The organism is Streptomyces sp. NPDC048442 (assembly GCF_040651475.1).
Lineage (GTDB): Bacteria > Actinomycetota > Actinomycetes > Streptomycetales > Streptomycetaceae > Streptomyces.
This window is the reverse complement of the sequence record NZ_JBEZKB010000011.1, coordinates 195,114-210,318: the sequence shown is the minus strand read 5'-3', so window position 1 is coordinate 210,318 and position 15,205 is coordinate 195,114. Positions and strand designations below refer to the sequence as shown.

Genomic DNA, 15,205 nt, shown 5'->3' with positions numbered 1-15,205 from the left:
TACGGACCATACTGGTCGGGCCCCCGTCTCCCACAGAACGACTCCATGGCCAAGAAGAGCACCTCCTCGACCACCGTCCCCGACACCGCATGGCTGGGGCGCGGGCGCCATCTCGGGCCCGAGCCCGAACAGGACGTCCGGCGCAACCTGATCGCCCTCAAGGCGGCCGGGGTGCTCGACGACTTCCTGGACCTCGACCCCGTCGAGGCGGCACGCTCCACCGCCCTGTACCCGCGGGACGAGTCCGCCGACCCCGGCCCTTCGGCCCGCCGCCTCTTCGAGGCCCGCTGGCGCGTGGCCGGCGACGTCACGGTGCGCGCGCAGCTGACCACGTACGATCCTGAGGGCCGCCGCAAGGACGGTGAGGGCGTCACCTGGGTCCTCGCCGCCGAGGCGGAGCGGATGTGGGACATGCACTGGGCCTCGCCCGTCACCATGTTCTGGCCCGACAGCGACCGGGTCGCCTGGGACCACGGCACGACGGTGCCGGACGTACGCCTGCGCAGGGCGAACCACCTGCCGAAGGACGACGACGAGCTGCGCAGACGGCTGCGCGACTGCACCAAGGAGAGCTGGTTCCTCCACGTCGTGGTGCACGAGGCGATGACACCGGACGCGCTGGGACAGCAGCCGGTCTCGGCGTTCCTGCCGCCGAGCCTGCGCCACCGGGTGGTCGAGCACCGGGCCACGCCGGAGCAGGCACAGATCGCCGACTTCGCGATGAAGCGGGAACTGAACGTACGGATGCCGCGCGGCGGCGCCGTCGTCCTGCCCACGGCGCCGCAGGCCACGGAGTACGACGCGGAGCACTTCGCGGTGCGCAACGTCTTCCTGGACGGCTCGGTGCCGACCGAACTCCTCGACCGGATCAAGGAGTTCGCCGCCCTGCCGAGGCTTCTTCCCGCCGAGGCCGAGAAGGCCCTGACCCGGCTGCGCCAGGGCTGGCACCTGCTCACCCCGGACGAGGAGCTGGCCCACGCCCGGGACATGGTCACCAAGTACGCCGAGGCGCTCGACGCGATGACGAACTCCCGCGACCTGTACCGGGAGGCGGCCGAGGCGGCGCACGCCGCGCTGGCCGAGGTGCCCGGCGGCGACGGTGTACCCAGGCAGCCCGCACCGGGGACGGCCAAGGTGGACGGCTCACCGCTGGGCGCGCTCACCAAGGCGTTCGGCCGCTTCCGGGGTCCGAACAAGTAGGGCGGCGTCCGCGACCGGGGTCCGAAGCCGGGGGTTCATGCGAGCCGGTCGCTGGAGAGCCGCTGAGGCAGCGTCATGTGCCCCTGCTCTCCCCGGAGTTGTCGTGCTGCCGCCTCAGATGGTCGACGAGGACCGATACATGGCTGCGCTCCGGGTCCTTGACGGCGGTGAGCAGGGTGACGGGGGAGGCGCCGGCCAGGACGAGCAGACGGTCGACCGCCGCCGCGTGCTCGGGCTCGGCCAGCTCCGCCAGGTAGCGGGCCCGGAAGCCCGCGAAGTCCAGCTCGTCGGAGTGGTAGGCGGTACGCAGGCCCTTCGAGGGCGTCACGTCCTTGAGCCACTCGTCCACCTCCGCCCGCTCCTTGGACAACCCGCGCGGCCACAGCCGGTCCACCAGGATCCGACGGCCGTCGGCGGGCTCGGGCGATTCGTAGACACGGCGTACACGGAATGCGGGCCCCGACGGCATGGTGTGCCTCCTCGAAATGCGGCAATACTCCCTGTCTGAACTGTATGTGCGAGCCGTGGCCGAGGCCCCTTGAGCGGAACCGGCCCGGGGAGAGGGCGTAGGGGCCGGCCGTCTCGACCCGCCGGACGTTCGCCGCGGACCAGCCACTTCGAGGCGCACAAGGCCCCAGGGCGTTGTGGCGCGAAGTCGACTCTTGACAACTGTTCATGCACCTGACAGCAGTGGCACTGCACCATTCCCACCAACGGCACACCCCGAAGGGACCTGTCAGCGCATGGACAAGCCTGAGAGCGCGGGAAACGACTACGACGTCGTCATCAGCGGCGCCAGCCTCGCCGGCAGCGCCGCGGCGATCCTGCTCGCTCGCCGCGGTGCCCGCGTCGCACTGCTGGAACGCCGCTCGGACCCCGAGGCGTACAAGGTGCTGTGCACCCACTCCCTCACGGCCTGCGCCTACCCGGTGCTGGACGAACTCGGCCTCGTCCCCGCCCTTGAGAAGGCGGGAGCGATCCGCAACACGGCCCGCTGGCACACCCGTTGGGGATGGATCGAGCCGAGGGCCGCGCCCGGGGGCCCCGAGCTGCCGTACGGGTTCAATGTCCGGCGCAGCACCCTCGACCCGTTGATCAGGTCCCGTGCGGCACAGACCCCCGGCGTCGACCTGCTCCTCGGCCACCAGGTGACCGGGCTGGTGCGGGAAGCCGGGCGGACCTCGGGGGTGCGCGCGACGACGCCGCAGGGCGAGCGCGAGATCCGGGCCCGCCTGGTGGTCGGCGCCGACGGCAAGGACTCGGCCGTGGCGAAGCTCGCCGGGGTGCCTGCCAGGCGGCACGAGAACGCGCGGTTCGGCTACCTCGCGCACTACCGCGACCTTCCGCTGCGCGGCGGGACGAGCCAGACCTGGTTCCGCGAACCCGACATGGCGTACGCGTTCCCGAACGACGACGGGGTGACGGTCCTGGCGGTGCTCCCGGACAAGAAGCGGCTGCCGGCCTTCCGGGAAGACCTGGAGGGAAGTTTCCTCGACTTCGTCCGCGCCCTGCCCGAGGCGCCGCCCGTCGACTCCGCCGAGCGCCTCACGAAGATCATCGGCACCGTCGACTACCCGCTGCACAGCCGCAGGCCGACCGCACCGGGCATCGCGCTCATCGGTGACGCCGCCCTGACCGCCGATCCCCTGTGGGGAGTGGGATGCGGGTGGGCGCTGCAGTCCGCGCAATGGCTGGCGGAGGCGGTCGCGGCGGCCGCAACCGGCCGGGGCGACCTCGACAAGTCGCTCGCGGTGTACGCGCGCAGACACGGGCGCCGCCTGCGCGGCCACCAGTACCTGGGTGCCGACTTCGCCAAGGCACGCCCGTTCAATCCCCTGGAGCGGCTGATGTTCTCGGCGGCGGCACGCGACGAAGCGGTGGCGCGGCACATGCACCTGTTCGCATCCCGCCTGATCGGCCCCCTGCGCTTCTTGAACCCCCTGGTGCTGGCCAGGGCCGCGGCCGTCAACATCAGGCACCGCCGGGCAGCCGCGCCGGGGGCCTGACCGGCCGCGCTCCCGCCCCCGCCCCCGCTCTGGCCGGTGGGGGGCGAAGCGTCATCTATGCTTCAAGGCGGTCGCGGGGCGGTGGTTCGTCGCCGTGTGCAGCAGTGACGGAACGGGCTGGTCCGACCGGTCGCGGAGGCGGACCCGCGCAGGGCCTCGGCCCGGACGGGGACCACATGGCGTTGATCATGAAGACCTCGGGGACCCGTGTGGCCGTCGGCAGGCGTCCCGGCGCTGTGGGGCGTCCAGCCCGTCCGGCCGCGTACAAGAAGATCCCCGGGGAGAAGCGAGGAATGTCAGTGATCTGCGTCGGAGGCATGATCGGCATCGGTAAGACGAGTGTCGCCGAACTGATCGCCAAGGAACTGGGCGGCGACGTCTTCTACGAGAGCGTGGAAGACAATCCGATCCTCCCGCTCTTCTACACGGCGAGCCCCGAGGAGATCCGGGAGAAGCGCTACCCCTTTCTGCTGCAGCTCTACTTCCTGCAGACCCGGTTCGCCTCGATCAAGGAGGCGTACAAGAAGGGCGACAGCGTCCTGGACCGGTCCATTTACGAGGACTGGTACTTCGCCAAGGTCAATCACGACCTCGGCCGGATCAGCTCCCTCGAAATGCGGGTGTACGAGGGGCTGCTCGACGAGATGATGCGCGAGATCGACGGCCTGCCGTACCGCAAGGCACCCGATCTCATGGTCTACCTCAAGGCCGACTTCGAGACCGTGCTGCACCGGATCGGCCTGCGGGGCCGTGATTTCGAGCAGGACGAGGGCCTCGTCGAGTACTACCGGACGCTGTGGTCCGGCTACGACGACTGGGTGCACAAGCACTACTCGGCCAGCGAAGTCCTCGTCGTCGACATGAGCAGCACGGACGTGGTGAACAACCCCCAGGACGCGGCCCGCGTGGTGCGGCAGGTCAAGGACGCCCTGGCGTAGGGCGTCGGTCCTGCCGCGTCGTTCCTCGCCAGGCCGAAGGCCGGGAGGGCCTGTTGCCGTGCCGCCCGGGTGCCCGAGTAGGGTCGGGGGCTGCGTGATGGCTGACGGCCGCACCCTGGCATTCCGGCCCTTGTGAGGGCATTTGTGTACGTGACCTTCCCGGCCCCACCCGGGAAGGGCGCAGGACATGCGCACGTGCGGAAACCTCCGTACGCGCCGGGCACCGGGATGCGGCTGAGACGTCTCACGGGCAGTACGGCGGACCCCCGGGTCCGTACCCCCCCACAGACAAAGAACCGCGCGTGCGCGGCCGCAGATCAGGAGCACCAGTGCAGGGCATCCCCCACATAGCCAGCACACCGCACGACGGGCGATCGTCGCCCGTACCCCCTGCCCGCAGCGAGCAGTACCCGGCGCAGCACACGGGGCGAGAGACGACACCGCGCATGCCGCACCGGGTGGCGGCGCCTCGGGTGAGCCCGCCGGGGCGGCGCCCCCGGGCCGCCGCGCCCCAACTCCCCGTATTCATCGACCAGTCGGGTTGGCGCAGGCGGACACTGCAAGGCATGGCGCTGGCCGTGGGCTGCGCCTGCCTCGGGTATCTCCTGTTCGTCGGCACGCTGATCAGCGGACTCCGGCAGCCCGTCGGCACCTACCCGCCGAGTCTGAACGGACCGGCGCCTTCCGGCCCGGACACCGGCACGTCGCCGCGCGGCCACGGCGCACCGGACCGGGCCGAGGCCGACCGGTCGCCGGCCAGGGACCTCGTGGACCGCGACCACCACCGCCCGCCCGGCAGATCCCTGCCGTCGGCCGGAGGCCCGAAGCAGTGAGCCGGCGGTCCACTGTCCGCCGCCCTCCGCGCGGACACTGGCTCGTCCTCCTGCTGGTCCTCCTGGTCGTCGCCGTCACTCTCCTCTTCGAGGGCTGGACGACCCACCAGGTCGACGCCGCCCGCAACAAGCCGCTGTGCACCCGGCCGATCCCGCGTGAGGCGGACGACGGGAAGCCGCTGCTGCGGTTCGGCCCGCAGGGGGTCGCCACGGCGGCCATGCCGCCCGGCACTGTCGCGCTCACCTTCGACGGCGGGCCCGACCCGCAGTGGACGCCGCGCCTGCTCGACCTACTGCGCGAGCACCGTGCGCGGGCGACCTTCTTCGTCTACGGGAAGGACGCGGCCCAGTACCCGGAGCTGATGCGGCGGATCGTGAACGAGGGCCACGAGATCGGTTCGTACACCTACAGCGGCGGCGACCTCGGCACCGCCTCACCGCTGCGCGCGCGGCTCGAACTGTCGCTCACCCAGGCCGCTCTCGCGGGTGCGGCCGCCGTCCACACCACCCTGCTGCGGCTGCCGCACACCACGGCCGCGGACACGCTCTGCGGCGCCGAGTGGACGGCCGCCGAGCGCGCGGCGGCGCAGGGGTACCTGGTGGTCGCCTCGGACCACAAGGACCGCAAGCCGTGGCGCGGACTGGTGACGCAGCACAGCCAGACCGACCTGGGCTACCGCGAAGCCGAGGACCTGCTGCAGGACCGCAGCGTGAAGGAGTTCACCACTGTCAGCGGCGGCCTCGGACGCCCCTCCTTCCTCGACGAGGTCCCCGTGGCCCAGGAGATCAAGGGCGAGGGCCTGATCCAGTTGCAGCGGTTCGGGCACGCCTTCCTCACCGTGATGGTGTGGACGCTGACCCTCACGGGCGCGCTCGGCGTCCTGCGGATGCTCCTGTTCGCGGTGTTCGCCCGGCTCCATGTGCGCAGGCTGCACCGGTTCCGGCCCGGAGCACCACGGCTGCGCGAGGTGCGGGACCCGGTGACGGTCCTGGTGCCCGCGTACAACGAGGAGGCCGGAATCGCCTCCACCGTGTACTCGCTGCTCGCCTCCACGTACCCGTACTTCCAGATCATCGTGATCGACGACGGCTCGACCGATGCCACCGCCGACATCGCCGAGGACATCGACGACCCCCGGGTGACGGTGATCCGCCAGCGCAACGGCGGCAAGCCCAGCGCCCTCAACACCGGTCTGGCGCACGCCCGGTACGACATCGTCGTCATGGTCGACGCGGACACCATCTTCGAACCCGAGGCGCTGGCCCGGCTGGTCCAGCCGCTCGCCCACCCGGCGGTCGGTGCGGTCAGCGGCAACACCAAGGTCGGCAACCGGCGCCGCCTGCTGGGCAAATGGCAGCACCTGGAGTACGTACTCGGCTTCAACCTCGACCGGCGGATGTTCGAGGTCCTGGAGTGCATGCCGACGGTGCCGGGGGCGATCGGCGCCTTCCGCAGGGACGCGCTGATGGGCGTCGGCGGCGTCAGCGACGAGACCCTGGCCGAGGACACCGACCTCACGATGGCGCTCTGGCGGGCCGGCTGGCGCGTCGTCTACGAGGAGTCGGCGGTCGCCTGGACCGAAGTGCCCAGCACCGTGCGGCAGTTGTGGCGCCAGCGCTACCGCTGGTGCTACGGCACCCTCCAGTCGATGTGGAAGCACCGGCGCGCGGTGACGGAGGTCGGCCCCGCCGGACGCTTCGGCCGCCGGGTGCTGCTCTACGTCACGCTGTTCCAGATCGTGCTGCCGCTGTGCGCACCGGTGGTGGACATGTTCGCCCTGTTCGGGGCGCTGTTCCGCGATCCTCTGGAGGCCGCCCTCGTCTGGTTCGGGTTCCTCTCCATCCAGTTGGTCACCGCCGCCTACGCGCTGCGGCTCGACCGCGAACGGCTGCGGGTGCTTTGGGTACTGCCGCTCCAGCAGTTCGTCTACCGGCAGTTGATGTACCTGGTGGTCATCCACTCCGTGACCACGGCACTGCTCGGCACCCGGCTGAAGTGGCACAGCATGAAGCGCACCGGAACCGCCGACCCGTATCTGCTCGAAGCGCCGTCGGGGGAGACGTCCGGAGGCCTGCTCGACGGGAGAGGAACCGGTGAGCGGGCGCGCGAGTCGGACCTGGTACATGACCGAGGGAGTCGACCATGACAGACCCGCTTGACCAGCGGGCGGGGGGCGGCAGGGGGTTGTCCGCCGGTCCGGATCCGTACGCCGGTCCGGATCCGTACGCCGATCCGGATCCGTACGCCGGTCCGGAACTGTACGACGGCCAGGGCCCGTACCCGGCCCCGGAAGGCGCCGCCGCGCGCGAACGCTTCGCCGAACGCCCCAGCTCGCACTACGGGCCCCGGCGCGCCCACGCCCGGCAGCCGAAGAAGCGCAGGAAGCTGCGGCGAACGGTGCTCGTCCTGCTGGCCGCTGTGGCCGTCGCGGCGGGCGGCACCTACGGCTGGGCCGAGACCCGGCTCAACCGTGACGTCGACCTCGGTGCGTACGCGGACCGTCCGCCGCCCGGCGAGGGCACCAACTACCTCCTCGTGGGCTCCGACAGCCGCGACGGGCTCTCCCAGGACGACGTGAAAGACCTGCACGCCGGCGGGGGCGGCGGACGGCGCACCGACTCGATGATGCTGCTGCACACCGGGGCCCACGGCACCAGCATGGTCAGCCTGCCGCGCGACTCCTGGATCACCGTGCCCGGCCGCCTCGACACATCGACGGGCAAGACGAGGCGGCCCGAGAGGGACAAGCTGAACGCCTCCTTCGCCTACGGCGGCCCCGAACTGCTGGTGCACACCGTCGAGAAGAACACCGGGCTGCGCATCGACCACTACGCGGAGATCGGCTTCGCCGGATTCGTGAACATCGTCGACGCCATCGGCGGCGTCCGGATGTGCCTGGACCGGGACATCAAGGACGAGAAGTCGGGCGCCGACCTGCGCAAGGGCTGTCACACCCTGAACGGCAAGCAGGCGCTCGCCTTCGTCCGCCAGCGGCACCAGGAGAAGGAGGGCGACCTGGGCCGGTCGAAGAACCAGCAGAAGTTCCTGTCGACCCTCGCCCACCAGGCGGCCCGGCCCGGCACCCTCTTCGACCCGCGCGAGATCGGTCCGGCCATGGAGGCCGGGCTCGACACGCTCGTCGTCGACAAGGACATGAGCCTGCGCGATCTCGGCAGGATGTTCCGCGCCGTGCAGAGCGTCGCCGGCGGACAGGGCAGGCAGCTCAACGTGCCGGTGTCCGGCATCGGCGTCCCCACCCCCAAGGGCAACGTACTGAAGTGGGACGCCAGGAGGTCGGCCCGGCTCTTCGACGACCTCCGGCACGACCGCCCGGTGACGGAGACGGGGAAGACGACGGGGAAGACGACGGGGAAGACGACGCGGTGACCCGCAAAGGGTGCGCGCCCGCGGCCAAGTGGAGGTGACCCTACCGAGGTTGGGGGGACAGCCGTAGTGAGGAGGAGTGGGCGTTCCGCTTAGCGTCTGACGTGTCAGACATACGCGGAACAGGGCGAGGAAGTCCGTCTTTCCCGGCCGTCGTTCCGTGGGCACTCCCGACCGCAACGCCCAGCACCTTCAGGAGATTTTCGTGATCACCCCCAGCTCGGCCGTGCGCCGCACCTCGGCCGTGGGCCTCGCCCTCGCCGCCTGCCTCGGTGCGGCCCCCTCCGCCACGGCCTCGGCCCCGGCGGCCTCCACCGCCACGGCCCCTGCCGCGTCGAAGTCCGGGGCCGGGCTCGACCGCTACTACAACCAGCGCCTGGGCTGGGGCAGTTGCTCCAAGGGACCGGACGACACCATGGGCCGGGACCTGGACAAGGCCGGCGTGCAGTGCGCGGACGTCACCGTGCCGCTCGACTACGCCGCCCCCCGGGGCCGTACGATCACCGTCGCGATATCCCGGCTCAAGGCCACCGACACCCGCCACCGCATCGGCTCGATCCTGCTCAACAACGGCGGCCCCGGCAACACCGCCCTCCAGTCCCCGCCGGAATTCCACGCGTGGATGAAGGAGACGGGACCGCGGTACGACATCGTCGGCTTCGACCCGCGCTTCATCGGCCGCAGCACCCCGCTGGACTGCGGCCTGCCCGTCGGCACCAATCTCTTCTCGGCCGGTCTCGGCAGGGCGAGCTTCGAGCGCCAGGTCGCGCTCCAGAAGGACCTGGCCGCCAAGTGCCGCGCCACCAACGCCGCAGTCCTGCCGCACGTCACCACCCGCAACACGGCCCGCGACATGGACGTCGTCCGCGGCGCGCTCGGCGAGCGGAAAATCTCCTACTTCGGTTACTCGTACGGGACCTACCTGGGCACCGTCTACACCCAGATGTTCCCGGGGCGTACCGACCGCATGGTCCTGGACGGCGCCATCGACCCCCGCAAGTTCGGCCCGCGGCTGCTCCAGGAGGCCGTCGGCGAGAACGAGCGGGCGCTCGCCGACTGGGCCGGCTGGGCCGCCGCCCGTCACACCACCTACGGCCTCGGCCGCACCCGCGCCCAGGTCCTCGCCACGATCGACCGCATCATCGAGAAGTCCGCGCGCGGCCCGCTGGCCGTCGGCACCGGACCGGACACCTTCCGGCTCGACGACACCCAGACCCCGTTCGTCCTCCTCGCCGGGCTCGACAGCGACACCGACATGTCCCGGGCGTCCCTCGGTGAGCACGTGTCCGTGCTGAACAAGGCCGCGGGCGGGCAGCCGACCACGCTCTCACCGCAGTTCGCCGGACTGCTGCGGCTCGTCACCACCGGCGAGCAGTCGCACATGGCCAGCGCGCAGACCGCCGTCATCTGCGGGGACGTGGCCGCCCCGCGCGACCCCGAGGTCTACTGGCGGGACATCGAGCGCAGCCGCGCCGCGTACCCGCGCTTCGGTGCGATGAACAACAACATCGGCCCGTGCGCCTTCTGGGACCGGCCCCGTGAGAAGCCCACGCAGGTGAAGCACGACGCCAAGGCGCTGATCGTGTCCGCCACCGGCGACCCGCGCACCGCGCACAAGGGGGCCGTCGCCCTGCACGGCCTCCTGCCGAGCTCCAAGCTGATCACCGTCAAGGGCGCCAACCGGCACGCGATCTACGGCTTGTACGAGAACGCGTGCGTCGACAACCATGTCAACCGGTACCTGGCCACGGGCAAGCTGCCCGCCGACGACGGGACCTGCTCCAAGTAGCGGCGGGCCGCGCGCCAACTCCCCTGCCCAGGCGGCGCGTTGCAAAGCGATGTGCGTGGGAGTTGTGTGAAGTTCGCGCAAGACTCCCGGGATTCGGTCACCGGAGCGGAAAACTCGGAGGGCTCACTCGGCGCTTTCGAACAGGTCGGGCGCCGATCCATGCGATGGGAGACCGATCAACGATGTTCACTTTGGTACGGAGCAGAGTGCGGACGGCGGCGCTCGCGCTGTCGGCCGTCGCGGCCCTCGCCTTCGGCGCGACAGCCCCGGCCGGCGCGGCAGCCCCCGCCCCCGCCCTCGCGAAACAGGGACCGACCTCGGTGGCGTACGTCGAGGTGAACAACAACAGCATGCTGAACGTCGGCAGGTACACCCTCGCCAACGGCGGCGGCAATGTCTTCGACGTCGCTGTGATCTTCGCGGCGAACATCAACTACGACACGGGCACGAAGACGGCGAAGCTGTACTTCAACGAGAACGTGCAGCGCGTCCTCGACAACGCCGCCACGCAGATACGGCCGTTGCAGCAGAAGGGCATCAAGGTCGTCCTCTCGGTGCTCGGCAACCACCAGGGTGCGGGCTTCGCCAACTTCCCGTCCCAGCAGGCGGCTTCGGCGTTCGCGAAGCAACTGTCGGACGCCGTGACCAAGTACGGTCTCGACGGCATCGACTTCGACGACGAGTACGCCGAGTACGGCAACAACGGCACCGGTCAGCCCAACAGCAGCTCGTTCGTGCACCTCGTCACCGCGCTGCGCGCGAACATGCCGGGCAAGATCATCAGCCTGTACAACATCGGCCCGGCCGCGTCGCGTCTCTCCTACGGCGGCGTCGACGTCTCGTCCAAGTTCGACTACGCCTGGAACCCGTACTACGGCAGCTGGCAGGTCCCCGGCATCGCACTGCCCAAGTCGAAGCTGTCACCGGCGGCCGTCGAGATCGGCCGTACCTCGCAGAGCACAAGCGCCGGCCTCGCCCGCCGCACCGTCAGTGAGGGGTACGGCGTCTATCTGACGTACAACCTCGACGGCACCGATCGCAGCGCCGCTGTCTCCGCGTTCACCCGGGAGTTGTACGGCAGTGCCGCCGTCTACACGCCGTAGGGCGACCGCACGCCCCGGCGCACGGCGCTCCCTCCGGGCTCGCCGCACCCACTAGAGCTGTGACCCGTACACGCCGCGCTCTCGACAACGATGTCGGGGGCGCGGTGCCGGTGGGTGACCGAGGATCCGCTCCGCCCCGTATCTCCGCCCCGTATCTGCGCCCTGTCTCTCCGCCCGTATCTCCGCACCCGGAGCGCTGGGGGCTGCTCCACATCTCCTGTGGGAAACCCGCACATCATGTGTGTGGGCTGGACGGCCTCCTTGTGGCGTTCGCCGATGTCCCGAACAGAGGCCCAGCACTTGGTGCGAGTGTGTCCCGTTACGTACCCGCCGTGTGCCCGGCCGCCCGTATCTGTTACTCGTTCCTGCGGAGAGGTCGTCATCATTCGGTGAATGAAGTCGCATGCCGGTCGTCCACCGTGAACGTCCACTCGTGAAGAAGTGTCAACTTGATTCGCCCGGTCACTCATTCGCGTGCTTTCATCTGCGCACCGCGGAAGTTGACGGAGCGGCCGAGTTTGTGGGCCGTTCCACCGTGGTGTGCGAGTGGAATATCCAGATGAATGAAAGGTGCGCCCCATGCGTAACGACATTGAGACCCGTGAGATCGCCGACGCCGAGCTGGACGCCGTCTCCGGCGGCATCGTCAGCGTCAACGGTGGCCTGGCCGGCGCCGTGACCAGCGACGTCACCAACGTTCTGGGCACCGTGGGCGGCCTGCAGACCGTCCAGACCGCGCAGGGCCTCGTCTCCGGCGTCCCCGGCCTGGTGTCGGGAATCTCCGGCGTTTCGGTAAACACCTCTGGTGTTGCCGGTCTCTGAGTGTGAAATCCCCATGAACCCCGGATCCCTCACGGTGTCCGGGGTTCATGGTTTCCCCTGCCCACCCGGACGAATGCGGTTGAAGGAATAGTCCGTGCAATTTCGCCAAAAGGCTCTTTCCAAGCTGCAATCGCCCGAAGAACTCGACCTGCCCGTACGCTTCGCGCGCCCGCAGGGGCGGCTCGTGCTCGCCGTCACGATCGTCGTCATGGCCGCTGCGACCTTCTGGGCCTTCACAGGCACCGTGTCCGCCAAACTCAGCGCCCCCGGGATCCTCACCCATGCCGAGGGCAGTTACACGCTGCAGAGTCCCGTCGCGGGGCAGGTGACCGAAGTCCTCGCCGAAGAGGGCCGGTTGTTGTCCGCAGGGGCGCCACTTCTCCACGTCCGTACGGACAAGGGCGATCGGCCCGTGCGCGCGGTGGCCGCCGGCCGGGTGACGTCCCTGGTCGCCAAGACGGGTGCGGTCGTCACTCTCGGCGCGGACGTGGCGATCCTGGAACGGGTGAAGAACCCGGACGACCCGATGGTGGCCGTACTGTACGTGCCCGCCGGCAGCGGCTCGACGGTTCCGGTGGGCGCCACGGTCGATCTGAGCGTCCAGTCCGTCCCCCGGCAGAAGTTCGGCGTGCTGCGCGGCCGCGTCAAGGCGGTCGGCCGCGTGCCCCAGTCGCCCGCGCAGATCAGCGGCTTCCTCGGCGACCGCGCTCTCGCCGAACAGTTCTCCCGGCAGGGCAACCCGGTCGCGGTGCTCGTACAGCTGGAACGTTCCGCCACCAAATCCGGGTACGCCTGGTCCACCGCGGGCGGCCCCCCGTACGTCCTCGACTCCACCGCCCCGGTCACCGCCGCCGTCCATCTCACCGCGCAGCACCCCGTCGACTGGCTGCTGCCATGAGCCGCCGCCGCGCCCCGCAGGGGCGTCGCGCCGGCGCCCCGCACGGCCGACGGCCCGCGCCCGCCCCCCGCGGCAGGACGCCGCGCGCCGTCCGCACACCCACCGTGCTGCAGATGGAGGCGGTGGAGTGCGGCGCCGCCGCCCTGGCCATGGTGCTCGGCCACTACCGCCGCTTCGTCCCGCTGGAAGAACTGCGCATCTCCTGCGGCGTCTCCCGCGACGGCTCCCGCGCCAGCAACCTGCTCAAGGCGGCCCGCGGATACGGACTGCAGGCCAAGGGCATGCAGATGGACCTGGCCGCGCTCGCCGAGGTGCGCGCACCGGCCATTCTCTTCTGGGAGTTCAACCACTACGTCGTCTACGACGGCATGGGCCGCCGCTTCGGCCGCAGGGGCGTCTACATCAACGACCCCGGCAAGGGCCGCCGGTTCGTCCCCCTGGACGAGTTCGACACCAGCTTCACCGGTGTCGTGCTCACCTTCGAGCCGGGTGAAGGCTTCCGCCGCATCGGCCGCAAGCCGGGCGTCCTGGGCGCCATGCCGGTCCGCCTGCGCGGCACGTCGGGCACCATGGCCGCCGCCGTGCTCGCCAGCCTCCTGCTGGTCGTGGTCGGCACGGCCGTACCGGCGCTGAGCCGCACCTACATCGACATGTTCCTCATCGGCGAACAGACGTCCCTGCTCGGCGTGCTGTTCGCGTCGATGGCGGTCGCCCTCGTGCTCTCGGCGACGCTGACCTGGCTCCAGCAGGCCAACCTGCTGCGCGGGCGCATCATCGCCTCCACCCTGGGCAGCGCCCGCTTCCTGCGCCACCTGCTCAGACTTCCCGTCACCTTCTACTCCCAGCGCAGTCCCGCCGACCTCGTCCAGCGCCTGCAGTCCAACGACGCGGTCGCCGAGACCCTCGCCCGCGACCTGGCCGCCGCGGGCGTGGACGCCGCGGTGGTCATGCTCTACGCGGTACTGCTGTGGACGTACGATCCGCAGCTCACCGTCGTCGGGATCGGCGTCGCGCTGCTCAACGTGCTCGCCATGCGGATCGTCATCCACCTCCGGTCCACCGACACCCAGAAACTGCGCGCCGAGAGCGCGCGGCTGACCAACACCTCGTACAGCGGTCTCCAGCTCATCGAGACGATGAAGGCCACCGGCAGCGAGAACGCGTTCTTCCGCCGCTGGGCCGGACAGCACGCGATCACCCTCGACGTGCAGCAGCGGCTCGGCGTGCCCAGCGCGTGGCTGGCGATCGTCGCGCCCACGCTGGCCGCCCTCAACAGCGCGCTGATCCTGATGATCGGCGGACTGCGGGCGGTCGAGGGGCACCTCTCCGTCGGTCTGCTCGTCGCCTTCCAGGCCCTGGTGACCAGCTTCACCGCACCGATCACCCGCCTGAACGGCGTCGCCGGACGGATCCAGGACTTCGCGGCCGACGTCGCCCGCCTCCGGGACGTCGAGAACTTCCCGGTCGACCCGGTCTACTCCCGCCGCGAGCCCGCAGCAGGCACCCGCCGGCTGAAGGGCCATGTCGAGCTGGACAACGTCACCTTCGGCTACAGCCCGCTGGACGCCCCGCTGCTCAAGGACTTCTCGCTCTCGGTCGGCCCCGGCCGGCAGATCGCGCTCGTCGGCGGGTCGGGCAGCGGCAAGTCCACCGTCTCCCGGCTGATATCCGGCCTCTACGCCCCGTGGGAGGGCGCCATCACCATCGACGGAATGCGACTGGCCGACATCCCCCGCGGTGCTCTCGCCGCCTCCGTCTCCTTCGTCGACCAGGACGTCTTCCTCTTCGAGGGAACCGTCCGCGACAACATCGCACTGTGGGACCCCTCCGTCCCCGACGAGGCCGTCGTCGCCGCCCTTGAGGACGCCGCTCTGTACGAGGTGATCGCCCGCCGTCCGGGCGGCATCCACAGCCGCGTCGAGCAGGACGGCCGCAACTTCTCCGGCGGCCAGCGTCAGCGCCTGGAGATCGCCCGAGCCCTGGTGCGCCGCCCCAGCATCATGGTCCTCGACGAGGTGACCAGCGCCCTGGACGCGGCGACCGAGCAGATCATCATCGACAACCTGCGGCGGCGCGGCTGCGCCTGCGTGGTCATCGCCCACCGGCTGAGCACGGTGCGGGACAGCGACGAGATCGTCGTACTCGACCGGGGCACGGTCGTGGAGCGCGGGCGGCACGAGTACCTGATCGCCACGCAGGGCGCGTACGCCCAACTGGTCAAGGAGCACTGA

At 70.5% G+C, this 15,205-nt stretch carries 12 protein-coding genes; 11 read left to right on the top strand and 1 reads right to left on the bottom strand.

All coding sequences use genetic code 11. The features are described 5' to 3' along the window. Positions 1-45 precede the first annotated feature (45 nt). On the top strand, positions 46-1,200 hold the full coding sequence (locus AB0D18_RS19160; RefSeq protein ID WP_362419411.1) for a hypothetical protein: 1,155 nt from the start codon (positions 46-48) through the stop codon (positions 1,198-1,200). Between the two features lie 73 nt (positions 1,201-1,273). Here the strand turns inward: AB0D18_RS19160 and AB0D18_RS19155 are convergent, their stop codons facing one another. Further along, entirely contained in the window at positions 1,274-1,669 is a 396-nt protein-coding gene (locus tag AB0D18_RS19155) for a DUF488 family protein (RefSeq protein WP_362419408.1), read from the bottom strand. Positions 1,670-1,943: 274 nt separating this feature from the next. On the opposite strand from AB0D18_RS19155, the gene AB0D18_RS19150 reads away from it, so the two are divergent. The 10 genes from AB0D18_RS19150 to AB0D18_RS19105 all read left to right on the top strand — a co-directional run bounded on the left by AB0D18_RS19150 (position 1,944) and on the right by AB0D18_RS19105 (position 15,205). Next, positions 1,944-3,206, top strand: a complete 1,263-nt coding sequence (locus AB0D18_RS19150) for an NAD(P)/FAD-dependent oxidoreductase (protein WP_362419405.1) — start codon at positions 1,944-1,946, stop codon at positions 3,204-3,206. A 293-nt stretch (positions 3,207-3,499) separates the two neighbouring features. Then, on the top strand, positions 3,500-4,144 hold the full coding sequence (locus AB0D18_RS19145) for a deoxynucleoside kinase (protein WP_362419403.1): 645 nt from the start codon (positions 3,500-3,502) through the stop codon (positions 4,142-4,144). A gap of 566 nt (positions 4,145-4,710) precedes the next feature. Further along, on the top strand, positions 4,711-4,977 hold the full coding sequence (locus AB0D18_RS19140) for a hypothetical protein (protein ID WP_362419400.1): 267 nt from the start codon (positions 4,711-4,713) through the stop codon (positions 4,975-4,977). Then, positions 4,974-7,124 (top strand): bifunctional polysaccharide deacetylase/glycosyltransferase family 2 protein, encoded by a 2,151-nt coding sequence (locus AB0D18_RS19135; RefSeq protein WP_362419397.1) that lies wholly within the window; start codon positions 4,974-4,976, stop codon positions 7,122-7,124. Before AB0D18_RS19140 ends, AB0D18_RS19135 begins: the two co-directional genes overlap by 4 nt. Next, positions 7,121-8,365: an LCP family protein gene (locus AB0D18_RS19130; RefSeq protein WP_362419394.1), complete on the top strand. Its 1,245-nt coding sequence runs from the start codon at positions 7,121-7,123 to the stop codon at positions 8,363-8,365. Before AB0D18_RS19135 ends, AB0D18_RS19130 begins: the two co-directional genes overlap by 4 nt. Before the next feature lie 202 nt (positions 8,366-8,567). Beyond that, complete coding sequence (locus tag AB0D18_RS19125) at positions 8,568-10,151, top strand: alpha/beta hydrolase (RefSeq protein WP_362419391.1); 1,584 nt, start codon at positions 8,568-8,570, stop codon at positions 10,149-10,151. Positions 10,152-10,333: 182 nt separating this feature from the next. Further along, on the top strand, positions 10,334-11,254 hold the full coding sequence (locus AB0D18_RS19120; RefSeq protein ID WP_362419389.1) for an endo-beta-N-acetylglucosaminidase H: 921 nt from the start codon (positions 10,334-10,336) through the stop codon (positions 11,252-11,254). Positions 11,255-11,833: 579 nt separating this feature from the next. Next, complete coding sequence (locus AB0D18_RS19115; protein ID WP_362419386.1) at positions 11,834-12,076, top strand: hypothetical protein; 243 nt, start codon at positions 11,834-11,836, stop codon at positions 12,074-12,076. Between the two features lie 94 nt (positions 12,077-12,170). Beyond that, positions 12,171-12,974, top strand: coding sequence for a biotin/lipoyl-containing protein (locus AB0D18_RS19110; RefSeq protein WP_362419383.1), 804 nt, complete (start codon positions 12,171-12,173; stop codon positions 12,972-12,974). Then, complete coding sequence (locus tag AB0D18_RS19105) at positions 12,971-15,205, top strand: NHLP family bacteriocin export ABC transporter peptidase/permease/ATPase subunit (RefSeq protein ID WP_362419380.1); 2,235 nt, start codon at positions 12,971-12,973, stop codon at positions 15,203-15,205. Before AB0D18_RS19110 ends, AB0D18_RS19105 begins: the two co-directional genes overlap by 4 nt.

What these genes read in the sequence shown, in the direction of transcription:
- AB0D18_RS19105 (WP_362419380.1), top strand. Translation starts at nt 12,971, where the DNA reads ATGAGCCGCCGCCGCGCCCCGCAGGGGCGTCGCGCCGGCGCCCCGCAC.
- AB0D18_RS19130 (WP_362419394.1), top strand. Translation starts at nt 7,121, where the DNA reads ATGACAGACCCGCTTGACCAGCGGGCGGGGGGCGGCAGGGGGTTGTCC.
- AB0D18_RS19120 (WP_362419389.1), top strand. Translation starts at nt 10,334, where the DNA reads ATGTTCACTTTGGTACGGAGCAGAGTGCGGACGGCGGCGCTCGCGCTG.
- AB0D18_RS19155 (WP_362419408.1), bottom strand. Translation starts at nt 1,669, where the DNA reads ATGCCGTCGGGGCCCGCATTCCGTGTACGCCGTGTCTACGAATCGCCC.
- AB0D18_RS19140 (WP_362419400.1), top strand. Translation starts at nt 4,711, where the DNA reads ATGGCGCTGGCCGTGGGCTGCGCCTGCCTCGGGTATCTCCTGTTCGTC.
- AB0D18_RS19115 (WP_362419386.1), top strand. Translation starts at nt 11,834, where the DNA reads ATGCGTAACGACATTGAGACCCGTGAGATCGCCGACGCCGAGCTGGAC.
- AB0D18_RS19145 (WP_362419403.1), top strand. Translation starts at nt 3,500, where the DNA reads ATGTCAGTGATCTGCGTCGGAGGCATGATCGGCATCGGTAAGACGAGT.
- AB0D18_RS19160 (WP_362419411.1), top strand. Translation starts at nt 46, where the DNA reads ATGGCCAAGAAGAGCACCTCCTCGACCACCGTCCCCGACACCGCATGG.
- AB0D18_RS19150 (WP_362419405.1), top strand. Translation starts at nt 1,944, where the DNA reads ATGGACAAGCCTGAGAGCGCGGGAAACGACTACGACGTCGTCATCAGC.